The organism is Nonlabens tegetincola, assembly GCF_002954355.1.
GTDB lineage: Bacteria > Bacteroidota > Bacteroidia > Flavobacteriales > Flavobacteriaceae > Nonlabens > Nonlabens tegetincola.
The window spans coordinates 175376-191956 of record NZ_MQVV01000010.1; the positions used below are offsets into that span (position 1 = coordinate 175376).

Here is a 16581-nt window from a genome sequence, read left to right on the forward strand (position 1 = left end):
CCAAATAAAAAAAGCCGCTATCTGTTTAGATAGCGGCTTTCCTATTTTACGATTAAAGAATCTAGTTCTTTGACTTTAATACATCACGTATTTCAGCAAGTAATTCTTCTTGCGTAGGACCTGCTGGAGCAGCTGGAGCCTCTTCTTTCGGCTTTTTAGTTTTGTTATAAGCTTTTACGATTAGGAAAAGAACAAAACCTACAGTAATCAAATTAATGATAGCGTTGATCCACTTTCCATAAAGGATAGCGTTTTCTGGTTTTTCAACAGTTCCATCGGCTGCTACAACAGCATCTGCAAGAACTACTTTGAACTCTGAAAAATCTTGACCACCAGCAAAGTGACCTACAACTGGCATCATAATATCACTTACAAAACCATTGATTACTAGTCCCATTGCACCAGCTAAAATTACCGCTACTGCAAGATCTATGACATTACCTGTCATAATAAAATCTCTAAACTCTTTAAGCATTGTTTTATATTTTTAAGGTTAACTACCGCAAAATTAGCATTAGTCTTAGAATTAAGGTTTTTTTAAGAAAAAAAAGTAACCGATGTTACATTTTATCGATAAAATACAATATATACCGCTTAAACACCTTCCTCAATGTAGACTCTTGGAACACGTGCCTGAATACCTGTTATTAATTCATAAGAAATAATCCCTACTTCTTCGGCCATTTCTTGGGCATTATGTTCGTTATCATAGATAATAACCTCATCACCTCGTTTACAAGGAATATCCGTTACATCTACCATGAACATGTCCATACAAATTATACCTAGAGTGCGTGCTGGCTTTCCATTTATGTAGACAAAAGCGCCACCATAGCCGTAAACTCTTTTCATACCATCACCGTGACCTAGAGGTATTACGGCGTATGTCATGTCCTTTGAAGCATGGTGGGATCTATTATAACTTATACTCTCGCCTTTTTTAATAGACCTCACCTGTGAGACCACCGATTTAAGGGTTCCTACAGGTTTAAAATTGTCTTGATACTTCTTATCGTTACCGTAACCATACAAACCTATTCCAGATCGCACCATGTCAAAATGGGCATTTGGAAAATTTAATATGCCACTAGTATTACATTGATGTTTTACACAATCATACCCCAATACCGATTCAGCCTTTTTAGCTAATTCAGTAAATGTATCTATTTGCTTTTGAGTGAAGGTAATTTCCTCTAAATCTTCACTAGCTGCTAGATGAGACATCAATCCTTTAACTTTTAAGTGATCCTGCTTATTAAGCATTCCTAGAATAGCATCAAGTTCCTCAGCATCAATTCCTATACGATTTAGACCCGTATTAAATTCAAGGTGAACAGGATAGTTGGTCTGGTGTTTCGCTTTCGCGAAAGCGTAAAAATCCTCCAACATTTCCTTGCTGTAAATCACAGGTTCTATGCACCTATCTATACAATCTGGTAGGTTGTGTTGCTGCGCGTGTAATACTAAAATAGGTGTTGTGATTCCGTTGTTGCGCAATTCAACTGCCTCGTCAACATAGGCAACAGCAAAATAGTTCACACCACATTCTTGTAATTTTTGAGCCACTGGGACTAGACCGTGACCATAGGCCTGTGCTTTCACTACAGCCATAAACAAGGTGCTGTCACTTGTTTTACTACGTAAGTACTTGTAGTTGTGCTCAAGTGCAGCAAGGTTTACAACAAGTCTTGTTCCTCTATGAATCATTGGTTGATTTTGAAGAGATTGATTCTGGATCTTTGACTGGTATGCGTTTTACTTTATCCTCGAGCATTGCTTTGTAATAAGCCGCGCGACTTAAAGGCTCATATTCTTGATGTTCCCCTAAAAGGACTACGTCATCATCGGCAGTTTTACGATAGCTGTATTGAGCAAGATTACCCGTGCGAGTACAAACTGCGTGTACTTTAGTCACGTATTCGGCGGTTGCCATAAGAGCTGGCATGGGACCAAATGGATTGCCTTTGAAATCCATGTCTAATCCTGCAACAATAACTCTTATTCCACTATTAGCTAGATCATTGCATACTTTTACAATCTCGTTATCAAAGAATTGCGCTTCATCGATCCCTACAACATCGCAATTCATAGCTAGTAAAGGAATATTTGCGGCAGCAGGAACCGGTGTGCTTTGAATTTCATTGGCATCATGTGAAACGACCATTTCTTCATCATAGCGTACATCAACTGCCGGTTTAAAGATTTCTACTTTCTGTTTAGCAAATTGAGCCCTTTTAAGTCTTCTAATAAGCTCTTCTGTTTTTCCAGAAAACATTGAGCCACAAATGACTTCAATCCAGCCAAACTGTTCTTTATGATTTACCGTATTTTCTAGAAACATTTTGTAATTTACAGGCGTTAAAAAAGTGAGCTTGTCAAGATACTTGCTCATGCCCAAAAATACAAATAAACTACAGGCAGAAGATAGCATGGAAAAGAAAATAGTAGCACAACTTACAAGTATTGCGCACCGCATTTTACAAATGAAGAATAAAGAAGATGTGCTCCAGCTTAAAAGTGAAGCGAGAGAATTGTATGAAAAATTAAGTGTACTAGCATTTGTACAAGAGAATTTAGATGCTGGTTCTTTATCTGGTAATAATTCTTCTGAAAAAATCAAAGCTGCCTCACCTACAGATAGTGTTACTACGGATGAAGAAACTGTAAACCTATCTAGTAATAGTGAAAATTTTGTTGAAGAAAATACAGTCGCTGTTATTAATGATCAGGATTCTACATCTAACCTACAAAATGAAGTTGAAGAGGATGCTGTTATTGATAACTATGCCGATGAGAATGAAGATCATGTATTTGCCAGTAATGATTTGAGTGATTTATTTGTTCCTGTTGATGAAGACACCCGTGAAGAGATGGATTTACCTGGTATTAAAACTATCCATAAAATGGTAGAAGAAATGCCCGATGAAGTTCCTGAAGTAGAAATAGAGCTGCCAGACACTCAAAAATACATGAAGAATGATTTTGAAGAAATCACTGCAGACTTTAAAGAAATGCCAGTATTTGAGCGTAAGGTCAACGACACTAATGAAGATAAACCCAAGTCATTAAATGAGCGATTAAATGCTGGAATGAAAATAGGGATGAACGATAGGTTAGGATTTGTTAAACATTTATTTGGTGGAAGTGATCAAGATTTTAATCGTGTGGTCTCTCAATTGAATACGATTCCTAGTTATGATCAAGCCTTACAATTTATTAATACTATGGTTAAACCAGATTATAACAATTGGTCAGGTAAGGAACCGTATGAACAGCGTTTTCTTGAAATAGTAGAACGCAGTTTCTAAAAAATCATATTTTGCCGTTACCCTTATTCTCTAAAACCTTAAGCTTACAAGGATATGATATAGAACAAGCTAAGCTAGAGTATGCTCTATTATTAAAAAGTACAGTTCAAGAAATTGAGGATAGAAAAGCAGCAATAGTAGCGCACCATATTACACATAATCCATTTTATTCTTCTATAACTCAAAGTAATGAATGGGATTCATTACCTATTCTCACTAAAAGAGATCTACAACAACCGCTTGAAAAAAGAATAACACCAGGATACAAAAAACTATTTAAAGGAAAAACTAGCGGTAGCAGTGGTCATCCTTTTTATTTTGCCAAGGACAAATATGCCCATGCCATCACTTGGGCAGCTTTTTTTAATGCTTATAATGAACATGATATAAACCTAGATAAAGATTATCAAGCTAGGTTTTATGGGATACCTTTAAGTGGCAAGTCTAGGTATATTGAACTATTAAAAGACTATGTAAGCCAGCGCAAGCGATTTCCTATTTTCAATCTTAATGAAGAGGTCCTTGAGTATTTTATAGATAGATTCAAAAAATCTCCCTTTCAATACATCAATGGTTATACGAGTAGCATTTTATTACTTGCACAATATTGTATCAATAACAATCAGGTATTAAAAAATATATGCCCTACTCTAAAAGCGTGTATTGTTACTAGTGAAATGTTGTTTCCTGATGATCGAATAACGCTAGAAAAGGGTTTAGGTATTCCTATTATTAATGAGTATGGCGCTAGTGAAGTTGGATTGATTGCTATGGAGAATTCAAACAACCTGTTTGTACTTAATAATAACAATCTATTTATTGAAGTAGTTGACGATAACAACAAATCAGTTCTACCAGGTCAAACTGGACGTATATTAATCACCGATTTATATAACAAGGCACATCCTATGATACGCTATGAAATAGGCGATATAGGTAGTATTGAAACCCATTCTAGTGGTAAGTTAATTTTAAAACAATTACAAGGTAGAACAAGCGATGTAGCTAGGTTACCAAGCGGCAAGGTTGTGCCAGGCCTTACCTTTTACTACGTTACAAAAAGTATTATTAATACAGATTCTGATATTCTAGAATTTATTGTAATTCAAACAACTCCTAGTGAATTTGAGATCCAATATGTGAGTAAAAACGAATTGTCTGATTCATTGAAAAGTAACATTCAGCGCTCTATGGATGAATATTTAGAACCTGGTTTATCTGTAATTTTCACAAAAAAAGAATTTCTAGATCGTAGTACACGAGGAAAATTAAAACAATTTATAAGCAACGTTCACAGTATTTAGCCTGTCCTTTTTATTCAATGTTATTTCTTACTTTTGTCCGTTGCTATGGGACTTAATCTAGAACAAATACCGAGAGTAAAAACACTTAGTAAAGCAGATTTTATAAAGTATTATTTAAAACCTCAAAAACCAGTTGTAATTGAACAACTTACAGAGGACTGGCCTGCATATGAAAAGTGGAATCTAGAATACATACGTAAAATGGCTGGCGATCAGACTGTGCCACTTTACGATGACAGACCTGTACGACATGATGAAGGTTTTAATCAAGCTCATGCAGAAATGAAAATGACAGATTATATAGATCTGTTACTTGAAAAACCTACCAATTTCAGAATATTTCTTTATAACATTCTTAAAGAAGTACCTGCCTTACAAAAAGACTTTAAATTTCCAGACATTGGCTTAAAGTTGATTAAAGGTCTACCCATGATGTTCTTTGGTGGGACCGATTCAAAAGTGTTTATGCATTTTGATATAGACTTTACAAACATTTTACACTTTCATTTTCACGGTAAAAAACGTTGTATAATTCTACCACCTGATCAATCAAAGTATTTATATAGAGTTCCTCATTCTTTAATTTCTAGAGAAGATATCGATTTTACAAATCCTGATTTTGATAAGTGGCCAGCGCTTAAGCAAGCACAAGGGTATGTATGTGAGCTCAATCATGGTGAAATGTTATATATGCCAGAAGGTTACTGGCATTACATGCACTATTTAACACCAGGGTTTTCAATAAGCTTGCGCAGTTACCCTAGAAAAATTAAAAATCTAGGAAAAGCTCTTTATAATCTGCTTATCATGAGACACTATGACAACTTCATGCGCAGGCGTAAAGGTCAAGAATGGATAGATTATAAAAACGAGCAAGCCATCGTACGTACTCATAAAAAATTAGGGATCAAGGTATAAGTTCTTGAATTTTCTCATATACCAAATTACTTTCCCATCCTCGGTAAAGTAGGTAATCAGCAAGTTTTTTACGTCTTTTATATTTATCCTTCTCTTTAAGTTGGTTATTACGCTTTCGCGAAAGCGTATCAAATACATGGTAATAATCCTCTGGTTCAATCTCTTGGAGTCCAACCTTTATGGTTCTATCATTAAGACCTCGCATTTTGAGCTCTCTGATAATTCGTTGTTTTCCCCAACTTTTAATTCTGAACTTGCCTCTGGCAAAAGCACTTGCAAACCTAGTTTCATTCAAAAAATCGTGTTCTATCAAATGACCAACCACCTCATCGATTGCGAGTTGAATCATGTTCATTTTTCTTAACTTTTCAACTACTTCCTTGTGACAACGTTCCTGATAAGCACAGTATCGTTCTAGAGTGCGTTTTGCCTCTTCAACAGTAAAAGAACCGTGTGTAGGGTTCATAAAACTATATTTCTTTTTTCACTATGGTACTGCTGGCCTGCGCTGTGCACATCATGGTAAGATCGGCAATATTTACATGTGGTGGTCTTGTGATTGCAAACAAAATAGCATCTGCCACGTCTTCTGGTTGTAAAGGCATGTAACCTTTATAGACCTGATCGGCTCGATTAGTATCGCCTTTAAACCTCACCTTGCTAAAATTTGTTTCTACTAATCCTGGGTTCACAGCTCCTACTCTAATACCGTAAGGATTTAAATCCAATCTCATTCCTGTTGTAATTGCATCAACCGCATGTTTACTACCACAGTAAACATTCCCTTTTGGATAAACCTCTTTACCAGCGGTAGATCCTATGTTTATTATATGACCACGGCCTGCGTCTCTCATTTGTGGTATAATAGCCTTGCTTACATAGAGCAATCCCTTTACGTTAATATCCAGCATGGCGTCCCAATCTTCAGTTGAACCTTGATCAATCGCATCAAGACCATGAGCGTTACCAGCGTTATTGATTAAAATATCAATAAAATCAAATGGCTCGTTTGTCAAACTAGCTATTGCCTTGTTGACAGCCACCTGATCTCGTACGTCAAAACTTAATGTTGTAACTGGAACGAGATCTCCTAATTCCTTCTCTAGTTCATTTAACTTTTGGGTGTTACGTCCACATAGAACAAGTGAAAAACCATTTTCTGCTAGCGTAATGGCGGTTGCTAGTCCTATTCCACTAGTGGCACCGGTAATTAAAGCTGTCTTCATTTAATTTGTTTTAAACTTCCTTTTTCAAATTCTATATAATGGATAATTAAAGCTATTATCCTACTAAATAAGGATATGGTAAAGATAAAGTTTTGCCATTCCCGATAAAAAGGTTTGGAAAAGATCTTCCCTTTCATCTAGTAAAATAGAAAATGACAGTTGAGGTATGTGATTTCACATTTCAGGTAACTCAATTCTTTGTGCACATAAGGTAATCACACTTTTGTATCAGAATAAAAACTGAAACCATGAAAATCCTTAATTACCTCATTTTCTTTATTAGTATATCATCAATATCCCAAACCAGCATTACAGGAACAGTTGTAGAACCAGATGGCACACCAGTTCTAGGTGCCAATGTTTATTTAGAAGGCACCTATGATGGAACGACTACAAACATGGATGGAGTATTTAACTTTACCACTACCCAAACAGGTGCTCATACCCTGGTAATTACTTTTATAGGATATGATGAGTTTAGGCATAACGCAAGCGTAAGCCAAATGCAAGAAATCAAAGTACGCTTACGCGAAAGCATGAATTCACTTAACACGGTTGTGATTAGTGCAGGCAGCTTTAGTGCTGGAGATAATTCAAAAACCAACGCTTTAAAACCCTTAGACATTGTTACTACTGCAGGTGCGCTAGGAGATGTTATAGGCGCTTTTCAAACACTTCCTGGAACCAGCGCAAATCCAGATGACGGACGCTTATTCATAAGAGGTGGCCAGGCTGATGAAACACAAATTTTCATCGATGGTAGTAGAGTTTTTCAACCTTTCTTACCCGTTACAGGAAACATTGCTACTCGTGGTAGATTTTCCCCTTTCTTATTTGATGGTATTTCTTTTTCCACTGGTGGTTACAGTGCCGAATTTGGTAATGCACTGAGCGGAGTTTTACTTCTAAACTCAACCGATCTACCGCTCGAGGAACGCACAGATTTATCTGTCATGACCGTAGGAGCATCAGCTAGTAGAACAGAAATTTGGAATAACGAAAGTATTACTGTAAACGCATCCTACTTTAATCTAGGCCCTTACAACGAGCTCATCCCTCAAAACAATCAGTTTGAAGACCCATATCAATCTCTCGCAGGTGAAGCTGTGTATCGTAAAAAAACTAACAAAGGCCTGTTCAAAGCCTATGGAGCCTATTCCTATTCCGATTTTAGTCTCATTCAAGAAGACATTAATTTACCAGATGGAATTTTCTTTGGCCTTAATAATAACAATCTTTATGGTAATTTAAATTATGAAGTTGAATTAGGTAACGAGTGGTCATTAGAATCAGGAGCAAGTTTATCCCATGACCGCAACCAATTAAAGATATCAGAAACTAGAATTAGAACACAGCAAAATGCTACCCATTTAAAAGTAAAAACAAATAAACGGTATAGCAATTACTTTAATATGAGTTATGGTATAGAACAGTTTTCTATTAACACCAATCAAGACGTTGCATTAACAAATGAAAGCTTTAAATCAGGGATCACTTTTTCCAATACTGCTGCCTATGCTGAATCTGAAATATTTGCCAATAAAAGCCTGGCCTTTAAGATAGGCGTACGTGCCGATTATTATGACCACCTACAAAAAGTTAATGTCTCACCTAGATTGAGCGCAGCACTCAGTTTAACTGATCACAGTCAGGTCTCTCTCGCTTATGGTGATTTTTACCAACCGCAAACAGATCAAGCTTTGCAATATGAGCCAAGGCTAGATAACCAAAGAGCAACCCATTTTATAGCTAATTATTTATATAAGAAAAATGGCCGCATGCTACGTATTGAAGCTTATCGTAAAAACTATAACCAGTTATTACGATACGATACGAGCATGCCAGAGATCAATAGTTCATTTAATACAACTGGTGATGGATATGCGCAAGGGTTAGACGTATTTTGGAGAGATGACAAAAGCTTGAAAAATCTTGAGTACTGGGTAAGTTATAGTTATTTAGACACTGAAAGACAATTTAGAAACTTTCCTGAACAGGCAACTCCCAATTTTGCTACCGATCATAATTTGAGTATCGTAACTAAATATTGGGTAGAAGATTGGAAGTCTCAATTAGGTCTTACTTACAATCTAGCAAGTGGTAGGCCTTATACCGATCCCAACAGTAGTGGATTTCAAAACAGCAAGGCAAAATCATTTCAATCTTTAGATATGAGCTGGGCTTACCTCATCGATGATCAAAAAATCTTATATCTATCTGTAAGCAACGTTTTAGGTCGTGATAATGTATTTGGTTATCAATATAGTAATACACAAAACTCAAATGCGCAATTTGACCGTAGAACCATAGGGCAAGCTGCGGATAGGTTTATTTTCCTTGGATTTTTCTGGACGATAGGTGGTAACGATAATCAATTGGATAATTTATAAGAGCAACAACTCAGTACTGTTAAATAACAGTTGGGTTTATTACGCTTTCGCGAAAGCGAACTCACACATAAACTTGTATCATATTTAAAAACAAAACATTATGAAAACTCTTTATTTACTACTAGTAATATGTATCAGTCAACAAGTCATTGCTCAATCACCTTATGAAAAAGCCATGAACAAAGCATTCACCTCGATGAAAACAGACTTGATTGAAGCCGCACCACAATTTGAACAAATCGCGAGAGTAGAAAAAGAAAATTGGTTACCAACATATTATGCTGCATTTTGCTATTTAAATAGTTCTTGGGGACAAAACCCAAAAGATCAAACTGCACTGTACTTGAAAAAAGCGCAAGAACAAATTGATAATGCCTTATTAATTTCTCCGGATAATGCAGAGGTTATGGTTTTACAAGCACTACTTTATACTGCTTATATAACCATGGATAGTAGCACTTATGGTATGAAGTTATCACCTAAAGTAACAGCGATCTATGAGAAAGCTATGAAATTAACACCTAATAATCCACGAGTAGTGACTAGCAGGGCACAATGGTTAATAGGTAGTGCCAAGTTTTTTGGTAAAGACATAACACCTTACTGCAGTCAACTTGATACCGCACTTGAGTTATTTGAAAAAGAAACTCCAGATGGTTATGCACCTAGATGGGGAAAAGAAGGGACTATTGAACAGCTTAAAAATTGTCAATAATACTTATGTACTATTTTTGAAAAAAACTTTTATGCTAGGTAAAATTGAACATTTAGGTATAGCCGTGAAGGATCTCGATAAAGCAAACGAAACCTATACCAAGTTATTAGGGAGAAAACCTTATAAACAAGAAGAAGTAGCTAGTGAGCACGTTATGACTAGCTTTTTCATGAGCGGTGAGAATAAAATTGAGCTTTTGGCCGCTACGCATGAAGACAGCGCTATTTCAAAATACATTGCAAAACGAGGAGAAGGAATACATCATGTGGCTTTTGCTGTTGAAAACATCTATGAAGAACTAGAAAGGCTTAAAAAAGAAGGGTTCACTATTTTAAATGCAGAACCTAAGAAAGGTGCTGATAATAAGCTTATTGCGTTTTTGCATCCAAAAGACAGTAATGGTGTTCTAGTAGAATTATGTCAAGAAATAACAGAATAATTTGCTACAACCGACAAATAGATTAAATTTGCAGTCCTTTTAAAGGAAGAAAGAAATAAAACAACTTCTTTCGGGCCTATAACTCAGTTGGTTAGAGTATCTGACTCATAATCAGAAAGTCCCTGGTTCGAGCCCAGGTGGGCCCACAACTTGAAAAGCCATTCAGTTTACTGAGTGGCTTTTTTGCTTTACAATACTTTATGTAATTAGTTTATACCTCGTTACGTCTGTACTATTTAGTAAAAGACAAAAGGTGACTTAATGCATTACACAAAGAGAAAAACCATTCGTCGACACTTAACTGCCATCCGTCGACACTTAAAAGTGTAGTCATCGATAATAGAGCTGAGATTTTGAGCATACATGCTAATTTGCTGCACAATTTTACCGTTATGAAAGGTCGTTCCCTTAAAATTTTACTTTTAGAAGATGATACTATTGAAGTGATGAAGGTCAATCGTGTTATTAACTCTCAAGAAATAAAACATCAACTCATAGAAGCCAGTAATGGTGAAGAAGCTTTAGATATTCTAAATAAAAAAGATAGTTTACCAGATATTATTTTATTAGACCTAAATATGCCAAAAATTAATGGTATTGAGTTTTTAGAAAAGTTAAAGAACGATGACAGATTGCGCTACATTCCTGTAATTGTTCTTACAACATCGGGTAATCATCGTGACCTATTGGAATGTTATAAAATAGGTGTGGCAGGATATGTTCTTAAACCTTTAAAATATGAAGATTACGTTTTTAAAATGGAAAAACTCTTATCTTACTGGAGTATAAATGAACTAATCACCTTATAAGAATGAAAGGAATCATATTCACAGAATTTTTAGAACTAGTAGAAGAAAAATTCGGACTCTCGATGGTTGATACCATTATCAATGAATCTGAATTGGAATCTCAAGGTATATATACCTCGGTTGGGACCTATGAGTTTTCAGAAATGTTACAACTCATTACCCATTTAAGTAAAAACACTAATATTTCTGTAGATGATTTGCTACTTGTTTATGCAGAACATTTGTTTGCTGCCTTAATCAATATGCATCCCAATATCGTAGAGCACTATAAAGACCCCATGGATCTCGTAGCCTCTATCGAAAATCACATTCATGTTGAAGTAAAAAAAATATATCCCGAAGCTCAACTACCTACTTTTGAAATACAAGAGAAAAATTCTGATTCAATGAAGATAATTTACAAATCAGATAAGGCTCTCTATATGCTTTGTAAAGGATTGATGACAGAAACATTCAAGCTGTTTAAAACTCCTGTAAATATTGAGTTCTATAAACTCAATGAATTAGGAACTGAAGTAAGATTTGATATAAGCTATGCTTAAATGTCACAAAACGAAATAGACATATTAAAAAGGGCTTTATCTAGAGAAAAAATGGCCCGTAAACAAGCTGAAAAAATTCTAGAAGAAAAGTCTGCAGATTTATATAAGTTAACTCAAGAACTTAAGAGTAGTAACCAACAGCTTGAAAAGCTTATTTATGAAAAAAACTCGCAGTTACAAGGCGTTTTTGAAAACATAGTAGATGCTTATGTTATTATGGACCTACAAGGTAAGGTCCTTAAAATGAACGATTCTGCGATAGAGTTATTGGAACAGAATAATGAAGAAAAAGAATTTAGTTTATTAGAGTTAGTAAAAGACAATGATCTTGACCATGTTGCTAATGGCTTTAACAAATTAATCACCAAAGGTTCTATTACTAATTTTCAAATTCACGTCCACACTAAATCAGGAAAAACTAGGTTAGTCCATATCAATGCTAGTATTATCAAAAACGAAGAAGGTAAACCTGTTGCAGCACAAGGTATAGTGCGCGATATTACGTTAGATGCGGCCTATCAAAAGGCTGTTGAGGCTGAAAGAATAAAATATAGGTCTATCATTGATAATATGAATATCGGTCTAGTTGAAGTAAACTCAAACGACGAAATTCAACTAGTAAATAGGAGATTCATTGAAATGACTGGCTATCAAGAAGAAGAGCTTATCGGAAGAAATGGAAAAGACTTTCTTTTAATTGATGCAGAAAAGAAAATTTTTAATCCCGATGAAACAGAACTTATTGATGACGGATCTTATACTTATGAACTAAAAATTAAAAACAAGAATCAAGAAACTAAATATTGGTTATCCAGTGGTATTAAAAACGTTGATGTAAAAGGAAATCAATTAGGATCAATAAGAATTCATCTTGATATTACAGATTTTAAGAACCTTCAATTACAAAAGGAAGATCTAGTTAAAAGTCTAGAAAAAAGTAATAATGAGTTAAAAGAATATGCTCACATAGTTTCTCATGACTTAAAATCACCATTGCGTAGTATTAACGCATTGGTATCTTGGTTAAGAGAAGACAATAAAGGTATTTTAAATGATTCCAGCATTCAAAATATTGAGTTGATTGAGTCTACTCTGGAAAAAATGGAATCATTAATTAGTGGAATTCTCGAGTATAGCGTTTTAGACAAAAACGTAGAAGCTTTTAAAAAAGTGAATCTGGAAAGCTTAATAAGCGAGGTAATCGAAATGATTTACGTTCCAGATCATATTCAAATCAAGATTAATAATAAATTCCCTATTATTAATGGTGATAAAATTAAACTACAGCAATTATTCCAAAATTTAATTGCTAATGCCATTAAATACAATGATAAAGATCTTGGTACTATTACCCTTAGCTGTAAAGATCAAGGTAGTTTTTACGAGTTTGCGGTTAAGGATAATGGAATAGGAATTGAAGAGCAGTATCATCAAAAAATCTTCAAAATTTTTCATGCTCTTCATCACTCTAAAGACTCGTCAGGGATTGGTCTTTCGATTGTAAAAAAAATAGTCAATTTACATGGTGGAGAAATATGGCTAGATAGTATTCCTAATCAAGGAACCACTTTTTATTTTACCTTAAAGAAATAACTATGTTAATCACGTCTAACACTAGCAAAGAAATTGCTCTAGATATTAAAGGTCACGTAGGTGCTCACGGTGCTTTAATTGCAGTTGCAGAACATACAGAATTGGATATTCCAGCATTAGTTAATGATCTCAATGAGATTGGAGTCACTTTTATGGGTGGGATTTTTCCAAAAGTCATTCATAACAATCAGGTTATTGAAAAAGGTATTGTAATCAACACCTTACAAAATTTAGAAAAGATTTGTTTGATAAAAGAATTAAGTTCAACCAATTACACTATTCCAAAATTTGAATTTCAAGATGGTTCCTACAGTATAATCACCTACGTTGACGGTTTGACTTCAAATATTTCTCATTACATGAGTAAATTGTATGAAAATTATGGAATGCAAACGAATTATTTTGGCGGTGGCGCAGGCAGTTTGTCACTTCAACAAAAACCATGTGTATTTACTAATGAAGGATTTTTTGAGGACGCAGCGGTCTACAGTATTGTTAAAATGTCATCCCATATTGGAGTAAAACATGGATGGAGTAAAGTTGACGGCCCTTATATCGTTACCAAAGCAGATGGTGATGTCATTCAAGAGATAAACTGGCAAAACCCGTTTGAAATCTATAAAACTGTTGTAGAAAAGCACTCTAACAAAAAATTCAGTGATGACAACTTTTTTGATATTGCAAAGGGCTACCCTTTTGGCATTGTTAAAAACGATGGTGAGTGCATTGTAAGAGATCCTTTAATGACTAATGAGAAAGGAGAGATAATTTGTATCGCCGAATTAGAGGACAACGCACTGGTTGATATTTTGAACGGAGACAACAACTCACTAATAAAAGCAGCTGAACAAGCTGCTCAAGAAAGTCTGTTACACGCTAGCAAACCGAGAAAGGCAATAATAATTGACTGTATTTCTAGGGTACTGTTTCTAGAAACAGATTTTGATAAAGAACTTCGCTCAATAACAGGAACACTAAAAGAAAAATATCCACATATTTCAATAAGTGGGGCACTCACGTTGGGTGAAATATCGTCATACGGTGAAGGATTTCTTGAATTCTATAATAAAACAGTTGTAGTAGGATTATTTGAATAATGCAAATACAAAATCACATACTTGAGGTTTTACAGTTATATGAATACGCAATGGCTATTGGGAAATCTTTGGATTTTAAAGATAATTGTGAGTCATTTATAAAATTGCTGCTCAAGCGCCAAAATTTGAATGCAGCTTGGGTACTTAAAGAAAAAGAAAATTATTTTGAAACTGTTTATTCGTTACCTAAAGGAACAAGTTTAAGAATCAAAAGATCAGAAACTCCATTATCCATAATTGATAATGAATACATACTGCTCGATGTTGAAAAACATGAGATTTTAAATCAACTATCTCCGATTTCTTTTAAAGAAGGTCATGTTGCTGTGTATAATTTAAAAACTATTGGGTTTTTATTTCTGTACACCAAAAAAATAATTTAAATCAAAAGGAATTAGTTCAATTAAAACCGGTAATTGAAAAGTTTACAACTAGCTTGCGTGCGAGTACAGCATTTGAAGAACAACAAAATTTATTAAATAATTTAGAAGCCAGAAATCAAGAGTTAAGTGATTATGCTCATATGGTTTCCCATGACTTAAAATCCCCTTTACGCAGTATTGACACATTATCTTCCTGGCTTCAAGAAGATTATAAAAACTCACTAGATGCTACTGGGCAACAACATCTTGATACAGTAAGGGAAAATGTTCTCAAAATGGATAACCTTATTGATGGTATTCTACAATATTCTAGTATCGATAAACACAATTCCGATTTTTATGATGTCCATCCTAACAAGATAATTTCTGAAATCATAAATTCCATAGTTGTTCCTGAAAATATAAAACTTGTAGTTAATGAATTACCAGTTATTAAAGGTGATACTTACAGAGTACGACAACTATTCCAAAACCTGATTACCAATGCTATAACCTATAATGACAAAGAACAAGGTTATATTGAAATAGGTTACAACAATAGTGAAAAAGGTATGTTTTACATAAAAGATAACGGTATAGGAATCGATAAAAAATACCATCAAAAAATATTCAAAACATTTGAAAAGCTCGAGAATAAAAAAGGTTCTTCGGGAATAGGCCTTTCAATAGTAAATAAAATTATTGAGTATTATAACGGACAAATCTGGATAGAATCTGAGCCTGGAATAGGAACCACATTCTTTTTTACATTACCTAAAACATGACAGAACAACCCAACCGCTCCTATATAGATGCACTTTGTCGAGGCGATAAAGTATTTGAAGAAAAATTAATCAAGGTCATCAAATTAGAATTTCCCAATGAGGTAAAGGTCTATCATGAAGCCTTTAATGAAAAAAAACAAACCAAAACTGCAGAGGCTGTTCACAAACTCAAACATAAAATAAGTATCTTAGGGCTAGAAAACGGTTATCAAACAGCCGTTAAATATGAGGATGAAATAAGAGAAGGTAATTACGACTTGCATAAAGAGTTTGAAGCTATTCTTAACAGCATGTCTACCTACTTAAAAACACTAGAATAGCCAGCAAAATGAAATGTATTATCATAGATGATGAAGCTACGGCAAGATTAATCATTGAAAATTACTGTAGTGATATAAAAGGTTTACAAATTATCGAGCAGTTTTCAAATGCTATCGACGCCATGAAATACCTTAATCAACACACTGTTGATTTAATCTTTCTAGATATTCACATGCCTAATTTTAATGGTATGGATTTTATTCAAACCATTAAAAATCCACCTAATGTAATACTCACCACGTCAGATCCTAATTTTGCTATTGAAGCTTTTGAATATGAGTGTATTGTAGGCTATCTAATTAAACCCATTGACCTTAATAAGTTTAATAAAGCTGTTCAAAAAGCCGTTACACAGTTTAAGTCTAAAAAAGTTGAAAATCAAAAAGCCGATGTAAGCCTTAACGAAGATGATATTCTATATGTAAACATTGACAGAAGACTCATTAAAATTGATATGCCTTCTATTTATTTAGTTGAAGCCAAAGGCGATTACATAATGATTAAAACTGAAACAAAAAACTATATCGTACACAGTACATTAAAGAAAATTGAGGAGAAATTACCTGATCATACCTTTCTTAAGGTACACCGTTCTTACATCATCAACGTTCAAAAGATCATTGATATTGAAGACAATTGTGTGTTGATTAAAAAGGACATCGTTCCAGTAAGCAGGTCCAATCGCCCTATCTTAATGAAAAGATTAAATTTATTGTAGTAGATGTATATATTACGCTTTCGCGAAAGCGTGTTAACCACCTATAAAAGAATC

The 16581-nt window shown here is 34.5% G+C and carries 19 protein-coding genes and 1 tRNA gene; 15 read left to right on the forward strand and 5 right to left on the reverse strand.

Features of this window, described 5'->3' with window-relative positions; translation table 11 throughout:
• Positions 1-61: 61 nt before the first annotated feature.
• The 3 genes from mscL to BST93_RS01320 all read right to left on the reverse strand — a co-directional run bounded on the left by mscL (position 62) and on the right by BST93_RS01320 (position 2341).
• On the reverse strand, positions 62-475 hold the full coding sequence (mscL, locus tag BST93_RS01310; protein WP_042276603.1) for a large conductance mechanosensitive channel protein MscL: 414 nt from the start codon (positions 473-475) through the stop codon (positions 62-64).
• A 119-nt stretch (positions 476-594) separates the two neighbouring features.
• A complete protein-coding gene (gene alr, locus BST93_RS01315) occupies positions 595-1707 on the reverse strand; it encodes an alanine racemase (protein ID WP_105017799.1) in 1113 nt (370 codons plus the stop codon).
• On the reverse strand, positions 1697-2341 hold the full coding sequence (locus BST93_RS01320; RefSeq protein WP_060525037.1) for a thymidine kinase: 645 nt from the start codon (positions 2339-2341) through the stop codon (positions 1697-1699). The genes alr and BST93_RS01320 overlap by 11 nt, the downstream gene beginning before the upstream one ends.
• Positions 2342-2390: 49 nt before the next feature.
• Here BST93_RS01320 and BST93_RS01325 point away from each other — a divergent pair, with 49 nt between their 5' ends.
• From BST93_RS01325 to BST93_RS01335, 3 genes are read left to right on the forward strand one after another with little or no spacing between them, the layout of a single operon-like run.
• Positions 2391-3308, forward strand: coding sequence for a DUF8457 domain-containing protein (locus tag BST93_RS01325; protein ID WP_258150455.1), 918 nt, complete (start codon positions 2391-2393; stop codon positions 3306-3308).
• Between the two features lie 11 nt (positions 3309-3319).
• Positions 3320-4612, forward strand: coding sequence for a phenylacetate--CoA ligase family protein (locus BST93_RS01330; protein ID WP_105017800.1), 1293 nt, complete (start codon positions 3320-3322; stop codon positions 4610-4612).
• A gap of 45 nt (positions 4613-4657) precedes the next feature.
• Positions 4658-5530 carry a cupin-like domain-containing protein gene (locus tag BST93_RS01335; RefSeq protein ID WP_042276609.1) on the forward strand — a complete coding sequence of 291 codons (873 nt, stop codon included), beginning with the start codon at positions 4658-4660 and terminating at the stop codon, positions 5528-5530.
• Here BST93_RS01335 and BST93_RS01340 read toward each other — a convergent pair.
• Both BST93_RS01340 and BST93_RS01345 read right to left on the reverse strand, forming a co-directional pair.
• Entirely contained in the window at positions 5520-5996 is a 477-nt protein-coding gene (locus BST93_RS01340; protein WP_105017801.1) for a regulatory protein RecX, read from the reverse strand. The two genes, BST93_RS01335 and BST93_RS01340, sit on opposite strands and share 11 nt — an antisense overlap.
• A 4-nt stretch (positions 5997-6000) precedes the next feature.
• Positions 6001-6756, reverse strand: a complete 756-nt coding sequence (locus tag BST93_RS01345) for an SDR family NAD(P)-dependent oxidoreductase (protein WP_042276612.1) — start codon at positions 6754-6756, stop codon at positions 6001-6003.
• Positions 6757-7004: 248 nt separating this feature from the next.
• Between BST93_RS01345 and BST93_RS01350 the strand changes: the two genes are divergently transcribed.
• The 12 genes from BST93_RS01350 (at position 7005) to BST93_RS01405 (ending at position 16527) form a co-directional block, all read left to right on the forward strand.
• Positions 7005-9146: a TonB-dependent receptor gene (locus BST93_RS01350; protein ID WP_105017802.1), complete on the forward strand. Its 2142-nt coding sequence runs from the start codon at positions 7005-7007 to the stop codon at positions 9144-9146.
• A gap of 100 nt (positions 9147-9246) precedes the next feature.
• Positions 9247-9861, forward strand: coding sequence for a tetratricopeptide repeat protein (locus BST93_RS01355; protein WP_105017803.1), 615 nt, complete (start codon positions 9247-9249; stop codon positions 9859-9861).
• A 31-nt stretch (positions 9862-9892) separates the two neighbouring features.
• Positions 9893-10300: a methylmalonyl-CoA epimerase gene (gene mce, locus BST93_RS01360; RefSeq protein ID WP_105017804.1), complete on the forward strand. Its 408-nt coding sequence runs from the start codon at positions 9893-9895 to the stop codon at positions 10298-10300.
• A 72-nt stretch (positions 10301-10372) separates the two neighbouring features.
• Positions 10373-10446: transfer RNA gene (locus BST93_RS01365), tRNA-Ile, on the forward strand.
• A gap of 246 nt (positions 10447-10692) precedes the next feature.
• Positions 10693-11109 carry a response regulator gene (locus tag BST93_RS01370; RefSeq protein ID WP_042276618.1) on the forward strand — a complete coding sequence of 139 codons (417 nt, stop codon included), beginning with the start codon at positions 10693-10695 and terminating at the stop codon, positions 11107-11109.
• A 2-nt stretch (positions 11110-11111) separates the two neighbouring features.
• Positions 11112-11651, forward strand: a complete 540-nt coding sequence (locus BST93_RS01375) for a heme NO-binding domain-containing protein (protein WP_042276621.1) — start codon at positions 11112-11114, stop codon at positions 11649-11651.
• A complete protein-coding gene (locus tag BST93_RS01380) occupies positions 11652-13244 on the forward strand; it encodes a PAS domain-containing sensor histidine kinase (protein WP_105017805.1) in 1593 nt (530 codons plus the stop codon). It abuts the gene before it with no gap.
• A gap of 2 nt (positions 13245-13246) precedes the next feature.
• Positions 13247-14341, forward strand: a complete 1095-nt coding sequence (locus BST93_RS01385; RefSeq protein ID WP_105017806.1) for an FIST signal transduction protein — start codon at positions 13247-13249, stop codon at positions 14339-14341.
• The gene (locus tag BST93_RS01390) at positions 14341-14724 is read left to right on the forward strand and encodes a hypothetical protein (protein WP_105017807.1); all 384 of its coding nucleotides are present in this window, start codon (positions 14341-14343) and stop codon (positions 14722-14724) included. The genes BST93_RS01385 and BST93_RS01390 overlap by 1 nt, the downstream gene beginning before the upstream one ends.
• Before the next feature lie 53 nt (positions 14725-14777).
• The gene (locus tag BST93_RS01395) at positions 14778-15488 is read left to right on the forward strand and encodes a sensor histidine kinase (RefSeq protein ID WP_219843730.1); all 711 of its coding nucleotides are present in this window, start codon (positions 14778-14780) and stop codon (positions 15486-15488) included.
• Positions 15485-15808 carry a hypothetical protein gene (locus BST93_RS01400; protein ID WP_042276627.1) on the forward strand — a complete coding sequence of 108 codons (324 nt, stop codon included), beginning with the start codon at positions 15485-15487 and terminating at the stop codon, positions 15806-15808. Before BST93_RS01395 ends, BST93_RS01400 begins: the two co-directional genes overlap by 4 nt.
• An 8-nt stretch (positions 15809-15816) precedes the next feature.
• Entirely contained in the window at positions 15817-16527 is a 711-nt protein-coding gene (locus tag BST93_RS01405; RefSeq protein WP_105017808.1) for a LytR/AlgR family response regulator transcription factor, read from the forward strand.
• The last annotated feature ends 54 nt before the right edge of the window (positions 16528-16581 follow it).